At 69.6% G+C, this 13,778-nt stretch carries 14 protein-coding genes; all 14 read right to left on the bottom strand.

Annotated features, from left to right (window positions below; all coding sequences use genetic code 11):
• Nucleotides 1–75 precede the first annotated feature (75 nt).
• Genes FHX31_RS17415 through FHX31_RS17480 form a run of 14 tightly spaced genes read right to left on the bottom strand, consistent with a single transcriptional unit; the run spans nt 76 to nt 13,621 of the window.
• Nucleotides 76–957 (bottom strand): aminoglycoside phosphotransferase family protein, encoded by an 882-nt coding sequence (locus tag FHX31_RS17415; RefSeq protein WP_486481684.1) that lies wholly within the window; start codon nt 955–957, stop codon nt 76–78.
• Complete coding sequence (locus FHX31_RS17420; RefSeq protein ID WP_184976784.1) at nt 954–1,607, bottom strand: histidine phosphatase family protein; 654 nt, start codon at nt 1,605–1,607, stop codon at nt 954–956. Before FHX31_RS17420 ends, FHX31_RS17415 begins: the two co-directional genes overlap by 4 nt.
• Nucleotides 1,604–2,338 carry a phosphotransferase gene (locus FHX31_RS17425; RefSeq protein ID WP_184976785.1) on the bottom strand — a complete coding sequence of 245 codons (735 nt, stop codon included), beginning with the start codon at nt 2,336–2,338 and terminating at the stop codon, nt 1,604–1,606. The genes FHX31_RS17420 and FHX31_RS17425 overlap by 4 nt, the downstream gene beginning before the upstream one ends.
• On the bottom strand, nt 2,335–3,165 hold the full coding sequence (locus FHX31_RS17430; RefSeq protein WP_184977811.1) for a class I SAM-dependent methyltransferase: 831 nt from the start codon (nt 3,163–3,165) through the stop codon (nt 2,335–2,337). Before FHX31_RS17430 ends, FHX31_RS17425 begins: the two co-directional genes overlap by 4 nt.
• 15 nt (nt 3,166–3,180) lie before the next feature.
• Nucleotides 3,181–3,693, bottom strand: coding sequence for a topology modulation protein (locus FHX31_RS17435; protein ID WP_184976786.1), 513 nt, complete (start codon nt 3,691–3,693; stop codon nt 3,181–3,183).
• A gap of 50 nt (nt 3,694–3,743) precedes the next feature.
• Complete coding sequence (locus FHX31_RS17440) at nt 3,744–4,784, bottom strand: glycosyltransferase family protein (protein ID WP_486481685.1); 1,041 nt, start codon at nt 4,782–4,784, stop codon at nt 3,744–3,746.
• A complete protein-coding gene (locus FHX31_RS17445; protein ID WP_184976787.1) occupies nt 4,766–6,484 on the bottom strand; it encodes a carbamoyltransferase C-terminal domain-containing protein in 1,719 nt (572 codons plus the stop codon). Before FHX31_RS17445 ends, FHX31_RS17440 begins: the two co-directional genes overlap by 19 nt.
• Nucleotides 6,481–7,446: a thymidylate synthase gene (locus FHX31_RS17450; protein WP_184976788.1), complete on the bottom strand. Its 966-nt coding sequence runs from the start codon at nt 7,444–7,446 to the stop codon at nt 6,481–6,483. Before FHX31_RS17450 ends, FHX31_RS17445 begins: the two co-directional genes overlap by 4 nt.
• The gene (locus FHX31_RS17455; protein ID WP_184976789.1) at nt 7,434–8,459 is read right to left on the bottom strand and encodes an NAD-dependent epimerase/dehydratase family protein; all 1,026 of its coding nucleotides are present in this window, start codon (nt 8,457–8,459) and stop codon (nt 7,434–7,436) included. The genes FHX31_RS17450 and FHX31_RS17455 overlap by 13 nt, the downstream gene beginning before the upstream one ends.
• Nucleotides 8,420–9,838, bottom strand: coding sequence for a tetratricopeptide repeat protein (locus tag FHX31_RS17460; protein WP_184976790.1), 1,419 nt, complete (start codon nt 9,836–9,838; stop codon nt 8,420–8,422). The genes FHX31_RS17455 and FHX31_RS17460 overlap by 40 nt, the downstream gene beginning before the upstream one ends.
• Nucleotides 9,831–10,508: a GNAT family N-acetyltransferase gene (locus FHX31_RS17465; protein WP_486481686.1), complete on the bottom strand. Its 678-nt coding sequence runs from the start codon at nt 10,506–10,508 to the stop codon at nt 9,831–9,833. The genes FHX31_RS17460 and FHX31_RS17465 overlap by 8 nt, the downstream gene beginning before the upstream one ends.
• A gap of 7 nt (nt 10,509–10,515) precedes the next feature.
• Nucleotides 10,516–11,190 carry a GOLPH3/VPS74 family protein gene (locus tag FHX31_RS17470; RefSeq protein WP_486481687.1) on the bottom strand — a complete coding sequence of 225 codons (675 nt, stop codon included), beginning with the start codon at nt 11,188–11,190 and terminating at the stop codon, nt 10,516–10,518.
• A 14-nt stretch (nt 11,191–11,204) separates the two neighbouring features.
• Nucleotides 11,205–12,209 (bottom strand): acetamidase/formamidase family protein, encoded by a 1,005-nt coding sequence (locus FHX31_RS17475; RefSeq protein WP_221488093.1) that lies wholly within the window; start codon nt 12,207–12,209, stop codon nt 11,205–11,207.
• A 5-nt stretch (nt 12,210–12,214) separates the two neighbouring features.
• Nucleotides 12,215–13,621 (bottom strand): APC family permease, encoded by a 1,407-nt coding sequence (locus FHX31_RS17480; protein ID WP_184976792.1) that lies wholly within the window; start codon nt 13,619–13,621, stop codon nt 12,215–12,217.
• Nucleotides 13,622–13,778 lie beyond the last annotated feature (157 nt).

The raw sequence follows: 13,778 nt of genomic DNA on the forward strand, positions 1-13,778 counted from the left end.
TCCCGCCGCTTCATAGTTGGCGCGCGGAGGGGGCCGGTGGGGGAGGATCGCCGGCGCTCTTCACCTCTATCGCCGTTACACGGCGCCGGGGCGGCAACGTGTGAAGCGTCTGGACAGCGCCTGGCGGACCGTGGCGGTCAGCGCGTCAAGGTGGAAGCAGTGCTCGATGACCTTGCGGTCGAGGTCGGTGAGGTTGCCGTAGGTGCTGATGAATGCTTCTTCCAGGTCTGGTCGGTTCGGCCATGTTCGGGTAGCGAGGCGGACAAGGTCGCGGGCGGCGAGGTCGAACCGGGCGTGTTCGAAGTCGATCACCGCGAGTGCCACGCCGGGTGACGTTGAGGAGGCGTCGTGGCGGTTACGGTTGACCGGCTCTTCCGCGGATGTGGTTGTTGTGCACAGCAGGTTGCGGGGGGTGAAGTCGAGGTGGCATGGGACGGCAGGGAGTGGTCCGAGCGTGGCGAGGTCGCGGAGGTGAGCTCGGATTTCAGTGCGTCGTTGTTCGCTCAGAAGATCTTTTGCGAGTGAGAGCCAGTAGTCGCCGCGTTCGGCCAGCCAGGCGGTGATGTCTGGTTCCGTGCGTGGCGGGCTGGTGTTGTGGAGCAGGCGCAGGAGTGTGCCAGCTTGTCGGTGTGCGTGGATCTCGCGCTGCGGGTCAAGATCCGTTTCTGCGAGTGGGCGCCCTGGTAGTGCGGTGACGACGACGCTTGGTGGCTCGTCGCTGACGGCGATCAGTTTGGGTGCGCTGGTGCCGAGGGCTGGGGTCCAGTGTTGATAGGCGTGGATTTCCTGGTGGTGGCGGTCGTGGCCGCGGTGGCACTTGACGATGACGTCCCCGGCGTGCGTAGCGGCCCGTAGCACGGCGGTGCCGTTGTGGCCGGCGTGCAGGGCGACGGGTCGGGCGTGGGGGTCGACGAGGCGTCGGCAGATGGCGAGCAGGGTTGCGGCTGGGTCGCTCATTGCTGCTGATCGCTGAGGTGCCGGGTGTCGTTGTGGGCGGCGAGCATCCAGACGTGCCTGTCGAAGCGGTTGACGTGCTGCTGCCAGCGGGTGATGCAGGCGTGGTCGGTGACGAATCCGAGTCCCAGGCGTGCTGCGGGTGGTAGCTGGAGGAGCAGTACGTGGGCGGCTTCGATGGTTTCGCCGTGGGCGGTGATCAGGATGCGTTGTCCGGCGTGCCGGTCGAGGATCTGTCGTAGTGTGCTGGTCGCCCGGTGGAGGTATTGGTTCCAGGTTTCGGAGTCGGTGGCGTATGGCTGGTCGGGGTTGTGCTGGGGCGGTCCGCCGAAGGTGGTCTTGATGTCGTGCCAGGGGCGGCCGTCTGCGTCGCCGTGGTCGGGGCCGCGTAGGTCCTCGACGATCGTGACGGCTACGGGGAGAGCCTCGGTGATGATGTCGATGGATTCGCGGACTCGGCGGCGTGGGGTGCCGTAGAAGGCGTTGAAGGGGCGCTGCTGGTGTTCAGCGGCGAGGCGGTGGGCGAGGCGCTGGATCTGGGTGCGGCCACGGGGGCTGAGGCCGGTGCAGCCGCGTTCCCCGCCGACGGTGCCGGTGGCGTTGTTGTTGGCTTCGCCGTGGCGGGTGAGGACGAGTTCTGTGGTGACGGTCATGGCGGGGGCTCCTTCAGGCTGAGCGGCCCAGCGGGTGCCGGCCAGGGACGCACGGCGGGCCAGGGGTGCCGGTAGCCGTTGCGGTGCAGGTAGCGGGCGGTGAGGAGGTGGTGCATCTCTGCGTAGCGGGTGAGTTGGGTGAAGGTGCAGGAGTTGATTGGTCCGCCGGTGTTCTCGACGTGGTGGGTGTAGGCGGCAACGACAACCTCGGCTTGGTGGCTGTCCAGCGTGCCGTAGGTCATGGCGGCCGAGACGATGAGTTTGGCGAGGTCGTAGCCGAACGGGGCGAGGGTCAGGTCATCGAAGTCGACCACCGCCGGCCCGGTGGCGGTGATGATGAAGTTGCGCAGGTTGGCGTCCTTGTAGAAGGCGGCGAGAAGGCCGGTGGGGTCTACGCCGACCTGGGCGAGCACGGTGTGTCGGCCGGTGTGGAAGGCCGGCAGGGTCGGCCCTGCCTGGCTGTGGAAGGGCCGGTCGAGGTGGGCGGCGTGTAGCTCGCGGGCGTAGGCGGTGCCGTGCAGCCGCCCCAGGACGGCGGCGAGGCGGGGCAGGTCGCGCGGTTGTGGTGGCGTGCCGTCAAGGTGTTCGAGGATCAGGTGGGTGGCGGTCCCGGGGTGCAGATGCGGTAGCCGTACGTCGCTGCCGAGCTGCTGGAGCCATCGCAGGTGCGCCTGGGCGGCGACGCCCCGGGCCGGGTCGGCGTAGCGTTTGACGAATACTGCCGGGCTCATGGCCGCGCGGCCACCAGGTACGTCACGGTGGAGGCGGCGGTGACCGGCTCGTCGGGGAGCCGGGCGCGCAGCACGGCGGCCAGCGCCGCCGGGTCGGCGGCCAACTCAGGTGCAAGCCGGTACTTGGGGCTGGTGACCGCATATTCGGCGAGGTGAGCGAGGTCGGTGAACCGGAACGTGTGCTGCTGGTCTAGCCGCCGGTGAAGGACGAGCCCGGCCGCAGCGAACGCCGCTTCGGCGTTGCCGGTGTGGAACGCCTCATACAGGCTCGGTCGGCTGATGGCACCCCGGTCCAGGCCGCTGGCGGCGATGACCTGGTCGATGGTCGTGTAGCTGTCGGCTGACTTGGTGGCTGCGATGACATACCCGCCCGGCGCCAAGCATGCGCCGATCTCGGCGAGGGCCTGTTCGGGCCGCCGCGAGTGGTAAAGGCAGAACGCCGCCACGGCCACGTCGACGTCGGCGAGGACGCCGCGCAGGTGGTGAAAGTCGGCGGTGACGAGGTTGATCTCGCGGGCGTGGGTGCGTAGCCGGTCGCGGACGACGGCCAGCAGGGCCGGGGACTGATCGACGGCGACGATGGCCGCTGCGGGGTATTGGCGGGCCAGTTCGACGGTGGTGGTGCCCCGCCCGCATCCGATGTCCGCGACCCGGGTGGGGTTTGGATGGGCGGCTGCCGCCAGCGCGGCGATGGTGGTGGCGGCGTCCGCACCGGTGATCTTCGCACGGTGCAGGGCGCTGGTGCGCTGCCCGATCCGGTCTGCGGTGGCGTACAGGGTGCCTCGGATGAGCGCGGGGTCGGTGAAGGGAGCGGTGGGGGTGGACAGGGTCGCCTCCGCAGGTCAGGTGCCGGTGTCGGCGTCGAGTTGACGCAGGAATCGATTGGCCTGCCGCCTGCTGGCTAGGCGCAGGTACCGGACGTGTCGGCCATGCTCGGCGACGAGTGCGTTGACCTTGGGGCGCATGCTGCGCCGGTAGCCGAGCACGTACTTGATGAAGGACCAGGTGATGCGGTCGTAGACGCCGTCGGCGTGTTGGCCGCCCCGGTAGCGCCAGCGGCGTTGCGCGATTCCCCACAGGCAGGTGCGGGCCGGCAGGTCGAGGAAGACGACGGTGTCGGCACGGGCCAGGCGGATGGGCAGGGTGGAGGCGTAGTTGCCTTCGATGATCCACCGCTCTGCCGCGACCAGTTCGCGCTGGAGGGCGGCGAACTTCTCCATCGGGGTGGGGTTCCAGCCGTCGTCGTAGTAAAGCTTGTCGAGGTTGGTGACGGGAAGTCCGAGAGTGGTGGCGAGATGGCGGGCCAGGACGGTCTTGCCGGAGCCGCCGCAGCCGATGATGGCGATCCTGTCCATGGCCGCCGACAGTAGTCTCCGGCTGGTGCCGCTGGGCGGCGGCGAGCCGGTCATCGACCGACCCCGTGGCCGGCGAGGACCTGCTCGATGGTGTCGAGCTGGCGGGATAGGCGGAACAGATCCAGCCGGTCCAGGCACAGGTCGATCAGTTCTGCGTGACGGTCGGTCCCGGCCAGGCTCACCAGCTCCGTGATCCTTCGGGCGACCTGACGCCCGTCGGCCGCGTGCAGTTCGGGTGGGGTGAACCGTGCGGCGTCGCGGATGGTCGCCGGGGTGAGCGGCAAGCAGCCGGCGAGGACTGCCTCGAACAGCCGTTGGGTCATGTGCGCCGCGCGGGCGTACCGGTCGGGCAGCAGCAGGAGCGTGGACATCGACCGGTGGTAGAGGGCGTTCACCTCCACGAACGGCACCCGGCCGTGAAAGTTGAGACCAGGCCACCGCTGCGTACTGGTCCACTTCCCTGCGACGAGATGGGGATGAACGTTGGCGGCTGGGGCGAAGAAGCGGTTGAAGGCGTCATCGCGGTCGTACTGGTTTCCGACGTACACCAGCGGCAGGTCCCGGTGCCGGGCCGCGAGGGCCATGGGATCGGCACCGTCGAGCGCGGAGTCCGCGACCGGGAACAGCAGCGAAACCGCGCCGGGCGAAGGGTGCAGCGCCGGTTCACAGACCGTCACGTTCGCCCCTTGCCGCAGCGGATCATGCTCCGGGAGCTGCCGGTCCTTGTCCCAGAGCACGGTGGGAGTGCCCCGCCCGGTGTAGTGGTCGAGCAACTGTTGCTGTCGGTGCAGGTCGCAGGTGTGACCGGGCGTGCCGCACGCTGTGGTGTTGCGGCCGGGGATCGGCCAGCGCCACTCCAGGAACAGCACGTCGGCCTCGGGTAGCCCGCGGTCCCACCGGTAGGCGTGGGTCAGGTCGAGGTCTGCCTCCTCGCGGTCTCGGTTGGCCTGGACGAAGACGATCTCGTGCCCACGTTCCCGGAGGCCGTCGATGAGCACCCGCCGGTGGCTACGCCCGCCGTCGGGGGTGTCGGTGATGCCGGGGCCGAGGAAGCCCCAGAAGCTGTAGCCGATCAGCACTTGGTCACCCACCAGCCTTCCAGCATGAGGGCGTCGAGTCCGCTGTCGGTCAGGCAGTCCATCGCCATGTCCGGGGTGCCGCAGATCGGTTTGCCCTTGACGTTGAGCGAGGTGTTGATCAGCACCGGGTGGCCGGTGATCGCGGTGAACTCCGCCAGCACCTCGGCGAGGAAGGAGTTCGCGTCCGGGGTGATGGTCTGCATCCGGGCGGTGTTGTTGACGTGCACGACGGTGGGCAGTTTGTCGCGTGTCAGGTCGGTCACGCCGGAGGCGATCGACATGAACGGGGTCGGCTGCGGCAGGGTGAAGTAGTCGCGCGCGGCCGAGGCGAGCACGACGGGCGCGAACGGGCGGAACGGCTCGCGGAACTTCACCGTGGCGTTGAGCCGGTCGACCACGTCGGGCAGCAGCGGTGAGGCCAGGATCGACCGGTTGCCCAGCGCACGAGGGCCGGCCTCCAACGCGCCGTGGAACAGGCCCACCGTGTATCCCTCGGCGAGTTTGATCGCCAGGTGCTTGGCCGGTACGGCGGGCTGGTACGCGCTGAGCCCAGGGCGGGGATGTTCGGGCAGTGTCAGCTCCGTGTAGGCCGGACCGAGGTAGCAGCGGCCGGCGACGCCGGTGGGAATCCGGCGGGTAGCGTCGAGGCTGGCCGCCAGCGCCGCACCGATCGCCGTGCCTGAGTCACCTGGTGCCGGCGGGACGTGGACCTCGTCGAAGATCCCGGCCTCTACGATCTTGCCGACCGCTACGCAGTTCGCGGTTACCCCACCGCCGAGGCACAGCAGTCGCATCCCGGTCACCGCGCGGGCGCGGCGAGCCAGGTGCAGCATGACCTCCTCGGTGCGGTCCTGGAGCGCGGCGGCGAGGTCGGCGTGGACGGGCTCCACCGGGGCGGCGGGGTCGCGGCTGGGACAGGTGGCGGCGACGAACTCGGCGCTGACCCGGGGGTAGCCGCGGGTGAGGACGCGCAGCGGAAACCAGCGCGGATTGAGTGCAAAACCGCGCTCAGTCAGCACAATCGCCTCGCGCATCAGTGGGCGGAATCGGCCTGGGTCGCCGAGCGCGGCGAGCGCCATGACCGTGCCCTCTTCGTCGCCCCGGCGCCAGCCGAGGTGCTCGGTGACTGCCCCGTAGGCGTAGCCGAGTGACGCCGGGTCGGTGATGTCCTCGGCGATGACGGTGCGGCAGTCTCCGTTCGACAGCCGTAGCCCGCTGCCGATGGTGGTGGACTGCACCTCGCCGAGGCTGTCCACCACCAGCACGGCAGCGGCGTCGTACTCGCTGGAGGCGAAGGCGTACAGGCCGTGGGCGCGGTGGTGCAGCACCGGCGCCATCCGGGCGCGCGGGAAACGGCTGCGTAGTTCAGTCATCCGGGCGGTGAACCGGTCGTGGACCTTCCGGAAGCTGTCCGCTCGGGGCTGCGCCCGCTCCTGCGTCTCGGGCATCCGCGCGAACAGTTCGGTGGCGGGCAGGGCGTCGAGGTAACGACGGCCGTCGAAGTTGTAGGCCACCACATCCACCGACGCGGGACCGATCCCGGCGGTGTCGAGCAGCCACGCGACGGCCCTGGCAGGGTAGGCGGCAGTGTGCTTGTCCCCGGTGAGCCGTTCCTCTTCGGCGAAGCCAACCAGGTCGCCGTCGACCAGGAGCCCGGCGGCCGAGTCGTGGGTGAACGCGCACAGACCCAGCACGACGTTGGTAGCGGTCATCGGGCACCCCCTCTCGCGGAGCCGGCCAGCTCCGCCGCGTCGGTGAGGCGGGCGTACCAGCTCTGCAAGGCCCGCCCCATGTCGCCGTCGATCTTCGAGGCGAGATCTCGTGCAGCCGGCCGGTCGCCCGCGCTCCATCGGCGGTAGCTGGCCAGCACGGCGGCCATCGCCACCCAGGGTGCGTCGGCGTCCGGCATGACGTCGCCCGTCACCACGGTGGTGAGGAATTCGGTGAAGCCGTCGGCAGGTGCCGACAGCGCCGGCATGGCCGGTGACGGTGCGACCACGGATTCGGCCACTGTCGCGGCGGCCTGCTCGTGCTCGGCGTAAACGTGCAGCGAGTCGACGTGATGGTGATAGGTGCCCAGGTCCACGCCGAGCCAGCCGGCCAGCAGCTCATGCAGCATGGTCGCGGTGAACAGGTCGTACGGCAGGCCGAGCCACATGTCGTTGCTGCGCATGGTGGTGTGCATCTCCAACCGGCCGCGGCGGATGAAGAACCGGTAGTTCAGCGTGCAGGGCACGTCGCGGTGTCCGCACGTATCCCGCTGCGGGTCGTAAAGCTGGATGACCGCCTGGCGGCTGTCCGGATCGCGCTGCAGCAGACGGCGAACGTGATCGAGCTGGTCCACGCCGCGCCAGTGCCGCATCCTCGGTCCGTAGGCCCCTTGCAGCCTGCCTTCGTCGGCGTACCGTTCCAGCGACCGGTTGTACGTGAAGATCCAGGGTGCGTCAGAGCCCGACAGGATCCACAGCGCCTCGGCGACCGCGAACGCGGGATTCAGCACACGCACCGGCGGCACGCTGACGAACCGGCGACGTGGATCGGTCAGCCGTAGATGCGCGCCGAGCACCTCCATGGTCGGCAGGCCGCGCGGCGTCGCACGGTGCCCTTGCACCAAGAGCTCTCGACACACCGACGCGTACAACTCGTTTGCCGATCCGGCCGTCAGGACGAGCATGCGGACACCTCCTCGATCGCCACACGCGGTGGGGTGTAGAGGCTGAGTTGATCGGGTGGGAGCCGGCGCAGCCACTCGGCGTGGCGCGCCAACCCGGTGTGCAGGTCGGTGTCGGGTCGGTACCCCAGCAAAACGCGTGCCAGGGTCAGATCGGCGGCAGTGGCCGGAACATCCCCGGCCAGCGCAGGGATGGCGGTGAGCGGGACCGGCTGCCCGGTCACCTGCCGCGCCATACCGATGACGTCGATCATCGAGACGCTCGAACCGCCACCGACGTTCACCACGGCGGCCGGGACATCCACCGTCGCCGCCGCTAGCGTGGCATCGGCCACGTCCCCGACGTAGGTGAACTCCCGCCGCTGCGTACCGTCCCCGAACAAGGTGTACTGTTCGCCGGTCAACGCCGCCGCCAGCACGCGACCGATCGCCATGTCGGGCCGCTGCCTCGGCCCATAGACGGTGAAGTACCGCAACGCAACGACCGACAACCGGCTGCCAGGACGCTTCGCATGGGCCAGGCAGAGCTGCTCGCCGGCGAGCTTGCTCACCCCGTAGGGAGAGATCGGCACCGTCGGCTCGTTCTCCCGGCTCGGGCTGCCACTGACGCCGTACACGCTGGATGACGAGGCGTAGATCAGTCTCGGTACTTCCTGGCGCACGCATGCCGCCAACACACGCTCGGTGGCCAGGATGTTCGCCGTCACGTAGCGCGGGAAGCCGGTCCACGACGACCGGACACCAGGCACCGCCGCGAGGTGAAAGACGTATCGAACATCCTCCATGAGGCTGTCCAAGTCCGCGTCCATCAGATCCGCCTCCGCCCAGGAGAACCCGGGGTGGCCTACGACCTCCTGCAAATTGAGGCGCGCGATCGGATCTGTTCGCGGGCTTCGCCGGTCGATGCCGATCACCGTGTACCCCTGGTCGAGGAGTGCCTCTACCAGGTGCGAGCCGATGAATCCGGCTGCGCCCGTCACCACGACCTTGGTTCCTCGTGCAACGACGTTGTCCATGGGCGGGGGTCTGCCTTTCCGATGGGTGGCTGCTGGCCGTGGCCCCGCCGTGCGGAATCGCGTCGAGCGGTGCGCTGTCCTGCCCCGTCGAGGGCAGAGTTCTGGCCAAAATGGGGGACGTCGAAGGAACGCGGCCTGCCCGCCGCAAGGTCGGGCTGTTCGATCGGTTTCACCTCGGGCGGAATTGCCGGGGGTTCGGCGTCCTGGTGCTGGTGGCCTTTGGCGGCGCAGTCGCGCCAGATGCGGGTCAGGTGCTGGGTCATGCGGGCGGTGGCGGGGTGCTCGCGGCGGTGGGTGGTGATGGTCTCCGCGAGGAGGGTGCGGGCGGCTTGGCAGTGACCGAGTGCATGCAGGACGAGGGCGATGGTGGCCTGGGCTGCGAGGGTTCGCGAAGCATGCGGCCCGGCGGTCGCGGCAAGGTGTTCAGCGAGCTGTCGGTAGAGGCGGTACCCGCGCTGGTGATGTCCGGCGCGCCGGTGGGCGGCGGCGAGGATGCGAAGGGCGTGAAGACTCCGCTGGTGGGTGGGCCCGTAGAGGTGGGCCGTGCTGTGGTGGGCGTAGGTGGCCCAGGTGATGGCGTCGGCGAGGTGGCGGAGGCGGAGTTGCAGTTCGGCCAGGAGTGCGGCGGCGTCGGCGTGCAGAGGGTGGGCCGACGCGGTGGCGGGGTCGACGCCGGTGAGGCTGGCGTGCAGGAGGTGCCGGGCGCGTAGCGGGTCGCTGACGGCGAGGTTGCGGGCGGTGGCGACACGCTGGGCGCGTTCGGTGTCGAGCCGGTCGGGCTCGACAACTGGGGTGGCGCGCCAGGTGAGGGTGACGTCGCTGGGAGTGGCCCCCACGGTGACGCGGGCGACAACGCGGTGGGCGTGGACGGCTGCGAGGTGTGGCGGGGTCGGCGTGCCGGTCGACGGGATGAGCCGAGGGGCGTGCGCCAGGATGGCCCGGCCGACGGTGTCGGCGACGGCAACGCCATCCAGAGGGCGGGGTCTGCAGCCCTGTTGGCACTGGTAGCCCTGACCCGAGTCGTGCGACTGGGCGTGAGCCATCGGCTGCTGGCAGAACCTGCAGTGCAGCAGCCCCGGTGATAGGTACGCCTCCCGCGACTCGGCGGCGGGTTTGCCTCGCTGGAGAGTGACGGGGGCAGTGGCCTTGTTGACCCACTTCTGGACCAGGCGCGGGTCGAGGCCCATCTGGCGGGCGACGGCGGTGACGGCGCCGTATGCCTTGACGGCGCGGGTGTCCGTGACGCGCTGGACGACGGCGTCGATGAGGTCTGGAGGGTATCTGTTTGGGAGCGGCATGGTTTGCGGTATTGGTTGGGGATCGAGATGGTCGGTCGCCGGGTCGGTCTGTTTGGTGATGAGAGCGCCAGGTTTAGACATGGAAGCCCTGCCAGCGGTTGTCGACGGGGCGGGCCGGGTTGATCGGCATGCCCCCGCCGCTGCTGCTGTCACGGTGGGCGTTACGCCGCATCGGCTGCAGGGCCGGGCCGTCGGGCAGGGTGATCGCCGGTCGAGGCGTGTAGCCGTGGCGCGCGAACAGGTGCTCCCCGCCTGCGAGGACGGCGGTCCAGGACGGTAGGTCGATGCGGTCGAGTCGGCTGCGGTGATGGGCCAGCAGCGCGGTGCCACGGCCGGCCTTCTGGGCGTCAGGACGGGCGGCGAGGAACGCGAGATGGTAGTGCGGCTCGGTCGGCTGTTTCTCGGCCAGGAGCGAGTCCAGCAGATCGAACCGGTCGGCGTGTGGTCCGGCAACCTCGGTCAGGCGGGTGCGGTAGTTGGCTGGTGGCGGGATGGGCCGGTAGCGGTGGAAGCCGACAGTGGTGGCGGTGTGGTCGTCGGTGAGGTGGATATCGCCGAAGAAGAGCGCATGCTCGACCCAGATCCCCACGACATCGGTGAGCACCTGGCGGCGCTGCGGCGGGTCAGGCACCAGCCACGCCGCCAGCGGGCTGAGGTGCAAGGTGTCGGCGATCAGTTCGGCGACCGCGTCCTTGTCCGTCCAGCGGGCAGCACGGATGCGCACAGCAGCGTTCATCGGATAGCTCTCCATGTCGCGCTCACCGGTAGGCGGCGGTGGCGAGGTCACCGACCGCGGCGTCGACGGCGGCGGTGATGTCCCACACCGACCGATGATGCTGCTCAGCGATCGCCTTCAGCCGTTCGATGAGGGTGGCGGTGTCGTCGTCGAGGTAGAGATGGGTGGCCAGGCCGAGGGTGGCGACAAGTCCGGCGAGGGCGGCGGTGTGGTTGTCGGGTTGCTCCCGACCGGCGGCGAGGTATCGCAGCCGGGCCCGGGCGACAACAGGCCATTTGGTGTCCGTCGGGAGGTAGGTGTCGGTGCGGGCGAGGCCACCGAGGCGGCGGCGAGTGACCTGCCGGAGGATGCCGGCGGCGACGAGACCGGCGCGGGTGCGCTCGTACAGGTCGTCGGCGAAGCCCCGCAGGAAGACCTTCACCGGTGGGGCGGTGCGCCCGCGGCGGATGGCGGCGAGGGCGGTGTCGGCGATCAGGTCACCGACCGGCTGATCGCTGTACAGGCGCAGCCACCGCTCGCCGGCCGGGCGGTCGTCGGTCGGGTCGAGGGCGATCCGCCCGGCGAGGAATAGTTCGATCAGGACCGCGCCGGCCAGCCCCAGCGCCAGCGCCTGGCGGTGGATGTGCGGGTGGCCGGTGTCGTCGTTGTGGCCGAGCAGGAACAACTCGTCGCGCAGCGGCAAGCGCGGGATTGCCATCAGTCCCGCCCTCTTCACCGCAGCCCGACGGCAAGCTGCCGCAACCGGGCGTGCACCCCGCCGTAGGCGGGTTCGGGCGCGGGAAGGAAAGTCTTCTCGACTGCGGCGAGGGTGGTGTAGTTGGGGTCGCAGACGTTGCCGATCGGCGCCCGTCCTGCCTGGGAGACGAGCTGGTAGGCGTCCAGCGCCTCCAGGCCGGTTAGAGACCCGACCCAGCCGACCATGTCGTGGTGGGCGATCCGGTAGGCGTCCTCCAATGGGCGGGCGCAGCCGATCGACATGATCGTCGCGTCGGTTTCCAGGCGCGGCCACACCGTCGGCACACCCTTGATCACCTCGACGGCGAGGGTTGTGGTGGTGGCGATCTCGACACCCACGCCGCAGGCCTCGCCCTCGCCCTGGCGGGCGTGGCCGTCGCCGAGCGCGAGCATCGCCCCGTGCACATTCACCCCGAGATAGAGCGTGGTCCCGGGGCGAAGTTGCGGGGTGTCGAGGTTCCCGCCGTGGGCGTCCGGGACGATCGTGGAGCGGGCCTCGAACCCGCCGGGGGCGACCCCGATCGTGCCGATCATCGGATCCAACGGAAGATCCACGGCGTGGTCGCTCTCCGTGGCCTGGAACCGCACACTGCCCGCCTGCCGGTCGATGCCGTACACCCACACCCGCTCCTCAAGCGGCGGCTGCAGCGTGGCCGTGTGCGAGGTCGACGTGAGGGCCCCGAAGTGCGGGAACGTCGAGGACACACCCCAGTCCCGGGCCGGGGTGATCGAGGCGAGGTGGATGGCGAGGGTGTCGCCGGGCTCGGCGTCCTCGACGAAGAACGGCCCCGACACGGGGTTGAGATACGGCATGCGGCACACCTGCGACGGCAGATCCGCCGGCCCGCGCACGAGCCCGCCGAAGCAGTCCTCCGTGGCCACTTCGAGGAGGTCTCCGGAGCGCAGGTGCGCTACCGGCATTCGCCCGCCGAAGGTGTAGGCCAACTCGTCCCGCGCCGGCCGGTAGGAAATCTTCTCCATGGTCCTCACACCCGCTCCACGTCACGCTGCTGCGGCTGCACAGGCGCCAGCCCGGACAGGACTGGCCGGCGACCCGACAGGTACAGGCCGGCCAGGACGATCACGCCGAGGGCGAGCCAGGCCAAGCCGAGGCGCTGGGCGGCGATGTTCGCATTCACCACCACGTAGGCGAGGATCGCGAACCCGACCGCAGGCATTACCAGATGCGCCCACCAGTTGCCGGTGCGTCGGCGGATGAGGTGGTGCACGACCACGGAGACGTGCAGGACCAGGAAGGCGACCATCGCCCCGAAGTTGATCAGCGACGACAACAGGGTGATCCCGTCCGCCCGGGTGGCCATGTACAGGCCCAGAGCAAGGGACACGGCGCCGGTGAGCAGGGTCGCGTTGATCGGCACGTTCCGGCGGATCGACACCTTCGCCAGAAACGCGGGCAGCTGCCGGTCGCGGGCCATCGCGTACAACAGCCGGGACGTGGCGACCTGGGCGACCATCGAGTTCGGCAACCCCCACGCCACCGCCGTCGCCACCGCGCACAGGGTTGCCAGCCAGCTCCCGCCGGCGGCTTGGGCGGCGTCGTAGAAGGCGGTGCCGGTCGCGTCGCCGTCGGCCAGCAGCCCGGACGGGTTGGGGACGAGCATCGCGGCCAGCCACGTCTGCGCAATGAACAACACCCCCGCCAGCATCAGGACCGCCGCCATCGCCCGGCCGATCTGCCGGGCGCCGCCCTTGGCCTCCTCGGCCAGCATGCTGATCCCGTCGAAGCCCAGGAAGCTGAGCACGGCGATCGACACCGCGCCGGCGACGACCGACCAGGTGAAGGTGTCCGGGTTGTAGAAGGCATCCCAGCTGAACCGGCCCTTCCCCGAGGTGATCGCCCAACCTGCGACGGCGATGAAGATCGCCAGGACGGTCAGCTCGCCGACCAGCATGACTCGGGTGACCACCGCGGTCATCCGGATCCCGACCGAGTTGACGACGGTGTTGACCGCGACGAAGCCCAACAGCCACAGCCACACCGGCACGGCGGGCACGGTCGCGTGCATCGCCACCGATGCCACCAGATACAGCAACCCCGGCACGAGCACGTAGTCGAGGAGGATCACCCAGCCGGCGAGGAAGCCGACGGGTGGGCTGATGCCGCGGCCGGCGTAGTTGTAGACGCTGCCGGACATGGGGAACGCTCGGACCATCTGCGCGTACGAGAACGCGGTGAATACGAGGGCCACGACACCGATGGCGTAGGCCAGGGCCACCATGCCGCCGGAGCCGGCGTAGACGCTGCCGAAGATCGCCATCGGCGCGATCGGCACCATGTACACCAGCCCGTACGCGATCAGGTCCCTGAATCGCAGCTTCCGGGCCAGCTCCTGTCGATAGCCGTAGCGGGCCAGCTCATCCTGCTCATACATCACGCAAGCCTTTCCAAAAGGGGACATAGGCCTTCGGAGGTTGTCGTCGCCCAACGGGTCGACCCGCCTCGTCATGACACGCCCGAATGCTCAGTTGCCAGCCTTCGCGTCACGGTCTGTCATCGCCCTGGTGGCATCCGTGACTTGCCGACCACGG

Source organism: Micromonospora sp. CNZ286 (assembly GCF_014207755.1).

What these genes read in the sequence shown, in the direction of transcription:
- FHX31_RS17415 (WP_486481684.1), bottom strand. Translation starts at nt 957, where the DNA reads ATGAGCGACCCAGCCGCAACCCTGCTCGCCATCTGCCGACGCCTCGTC.
- FHX31_RS17420 (WP_184976784.1), bottom strand. Translation starts at nt 1,607, where the DNA reads ATGACCGTCACCACAGAACTCGTCCTCACCCGCCACGGCGAAGCCAAC.
- FHX31_RS17425 (WP_184976785.1), bottom strand. Translation starts at nt 2,338, where the DNA reads ATGAGCCCGGCAGTATTCGTCAAACGCTACGCCGACCCGGCCCGGGGC.
- FHX31_RS17435 (WP_184976786.1), bottom strand. Translation starts at nt 3,693, where the DNA reads ATGGACAGGATCGCCATCATCGGCTGCGGCGGCTCCGGCAAGACCGTC.
- FHX31_RS17445 (WP_184976787.1), bottom strand. Translation starts at nt 6,484, where the DNA reads ATGACCGCTACCAACGTCGTGCTGGGTCTGTGCGCGTTCACCCACGAC.
- FHX31_RS17450 (WP_184976788.1), bottom strand. Translation starts at nt 7,446, where the DNA reads ATGCTCGTCCTGACGGCCGGATCGGCAAACGAGTTGTACGCGTCGGTG.
- FHX31_RS17455 (WP_184976789.1), bottom strand. Translation starts at nt 8,459, where the DNA reads ATGGACAACGTCGTTGCACGAGGAACCAAGGTCGTGGTGACGGGCGCA.
- FHX31_RS17460 (WP_184976790.1), bottom strand. Translation starts at nt 9,838, where the DNA reads ATGTCTAAACCTGGCGCTCTCATCACCAAACAGACCGACCCGGCGACC.
- FHX31_RS17465 (WP_486481686.1), bottom strand. Translation starts at nt 10,508, where the DNA reads ATGGAGAGCTATCCGATGAACGCTGCTGTGCGCATCCGTGCTGCCCGC.
- FHX31_RS17470 (WP_486481687.1), bottom strand. Translation starts at nt 11,190, where the DNA reads ATGGCAATCCCGCGCTTGCCGCTGCGCGACGAGTTGTTCCTGCTCGGC.
- FHX31_RS17475 (WP_221488093.1), bottom strand. Translation starts at nt 12,209, where the DNA reads ATGGAGAAGATTTCCTACCGGCCGGCGCGGGACGAGTTGGCCTACACC.
- FHX31_RS17480 (WP_184976792.1), bottom strand. Translation starts at nt 13,621, where the DNA reads ATGTATGAGCAGGATGAGCTGGCCCGCTACGGCTATCGACAGGAGCTG.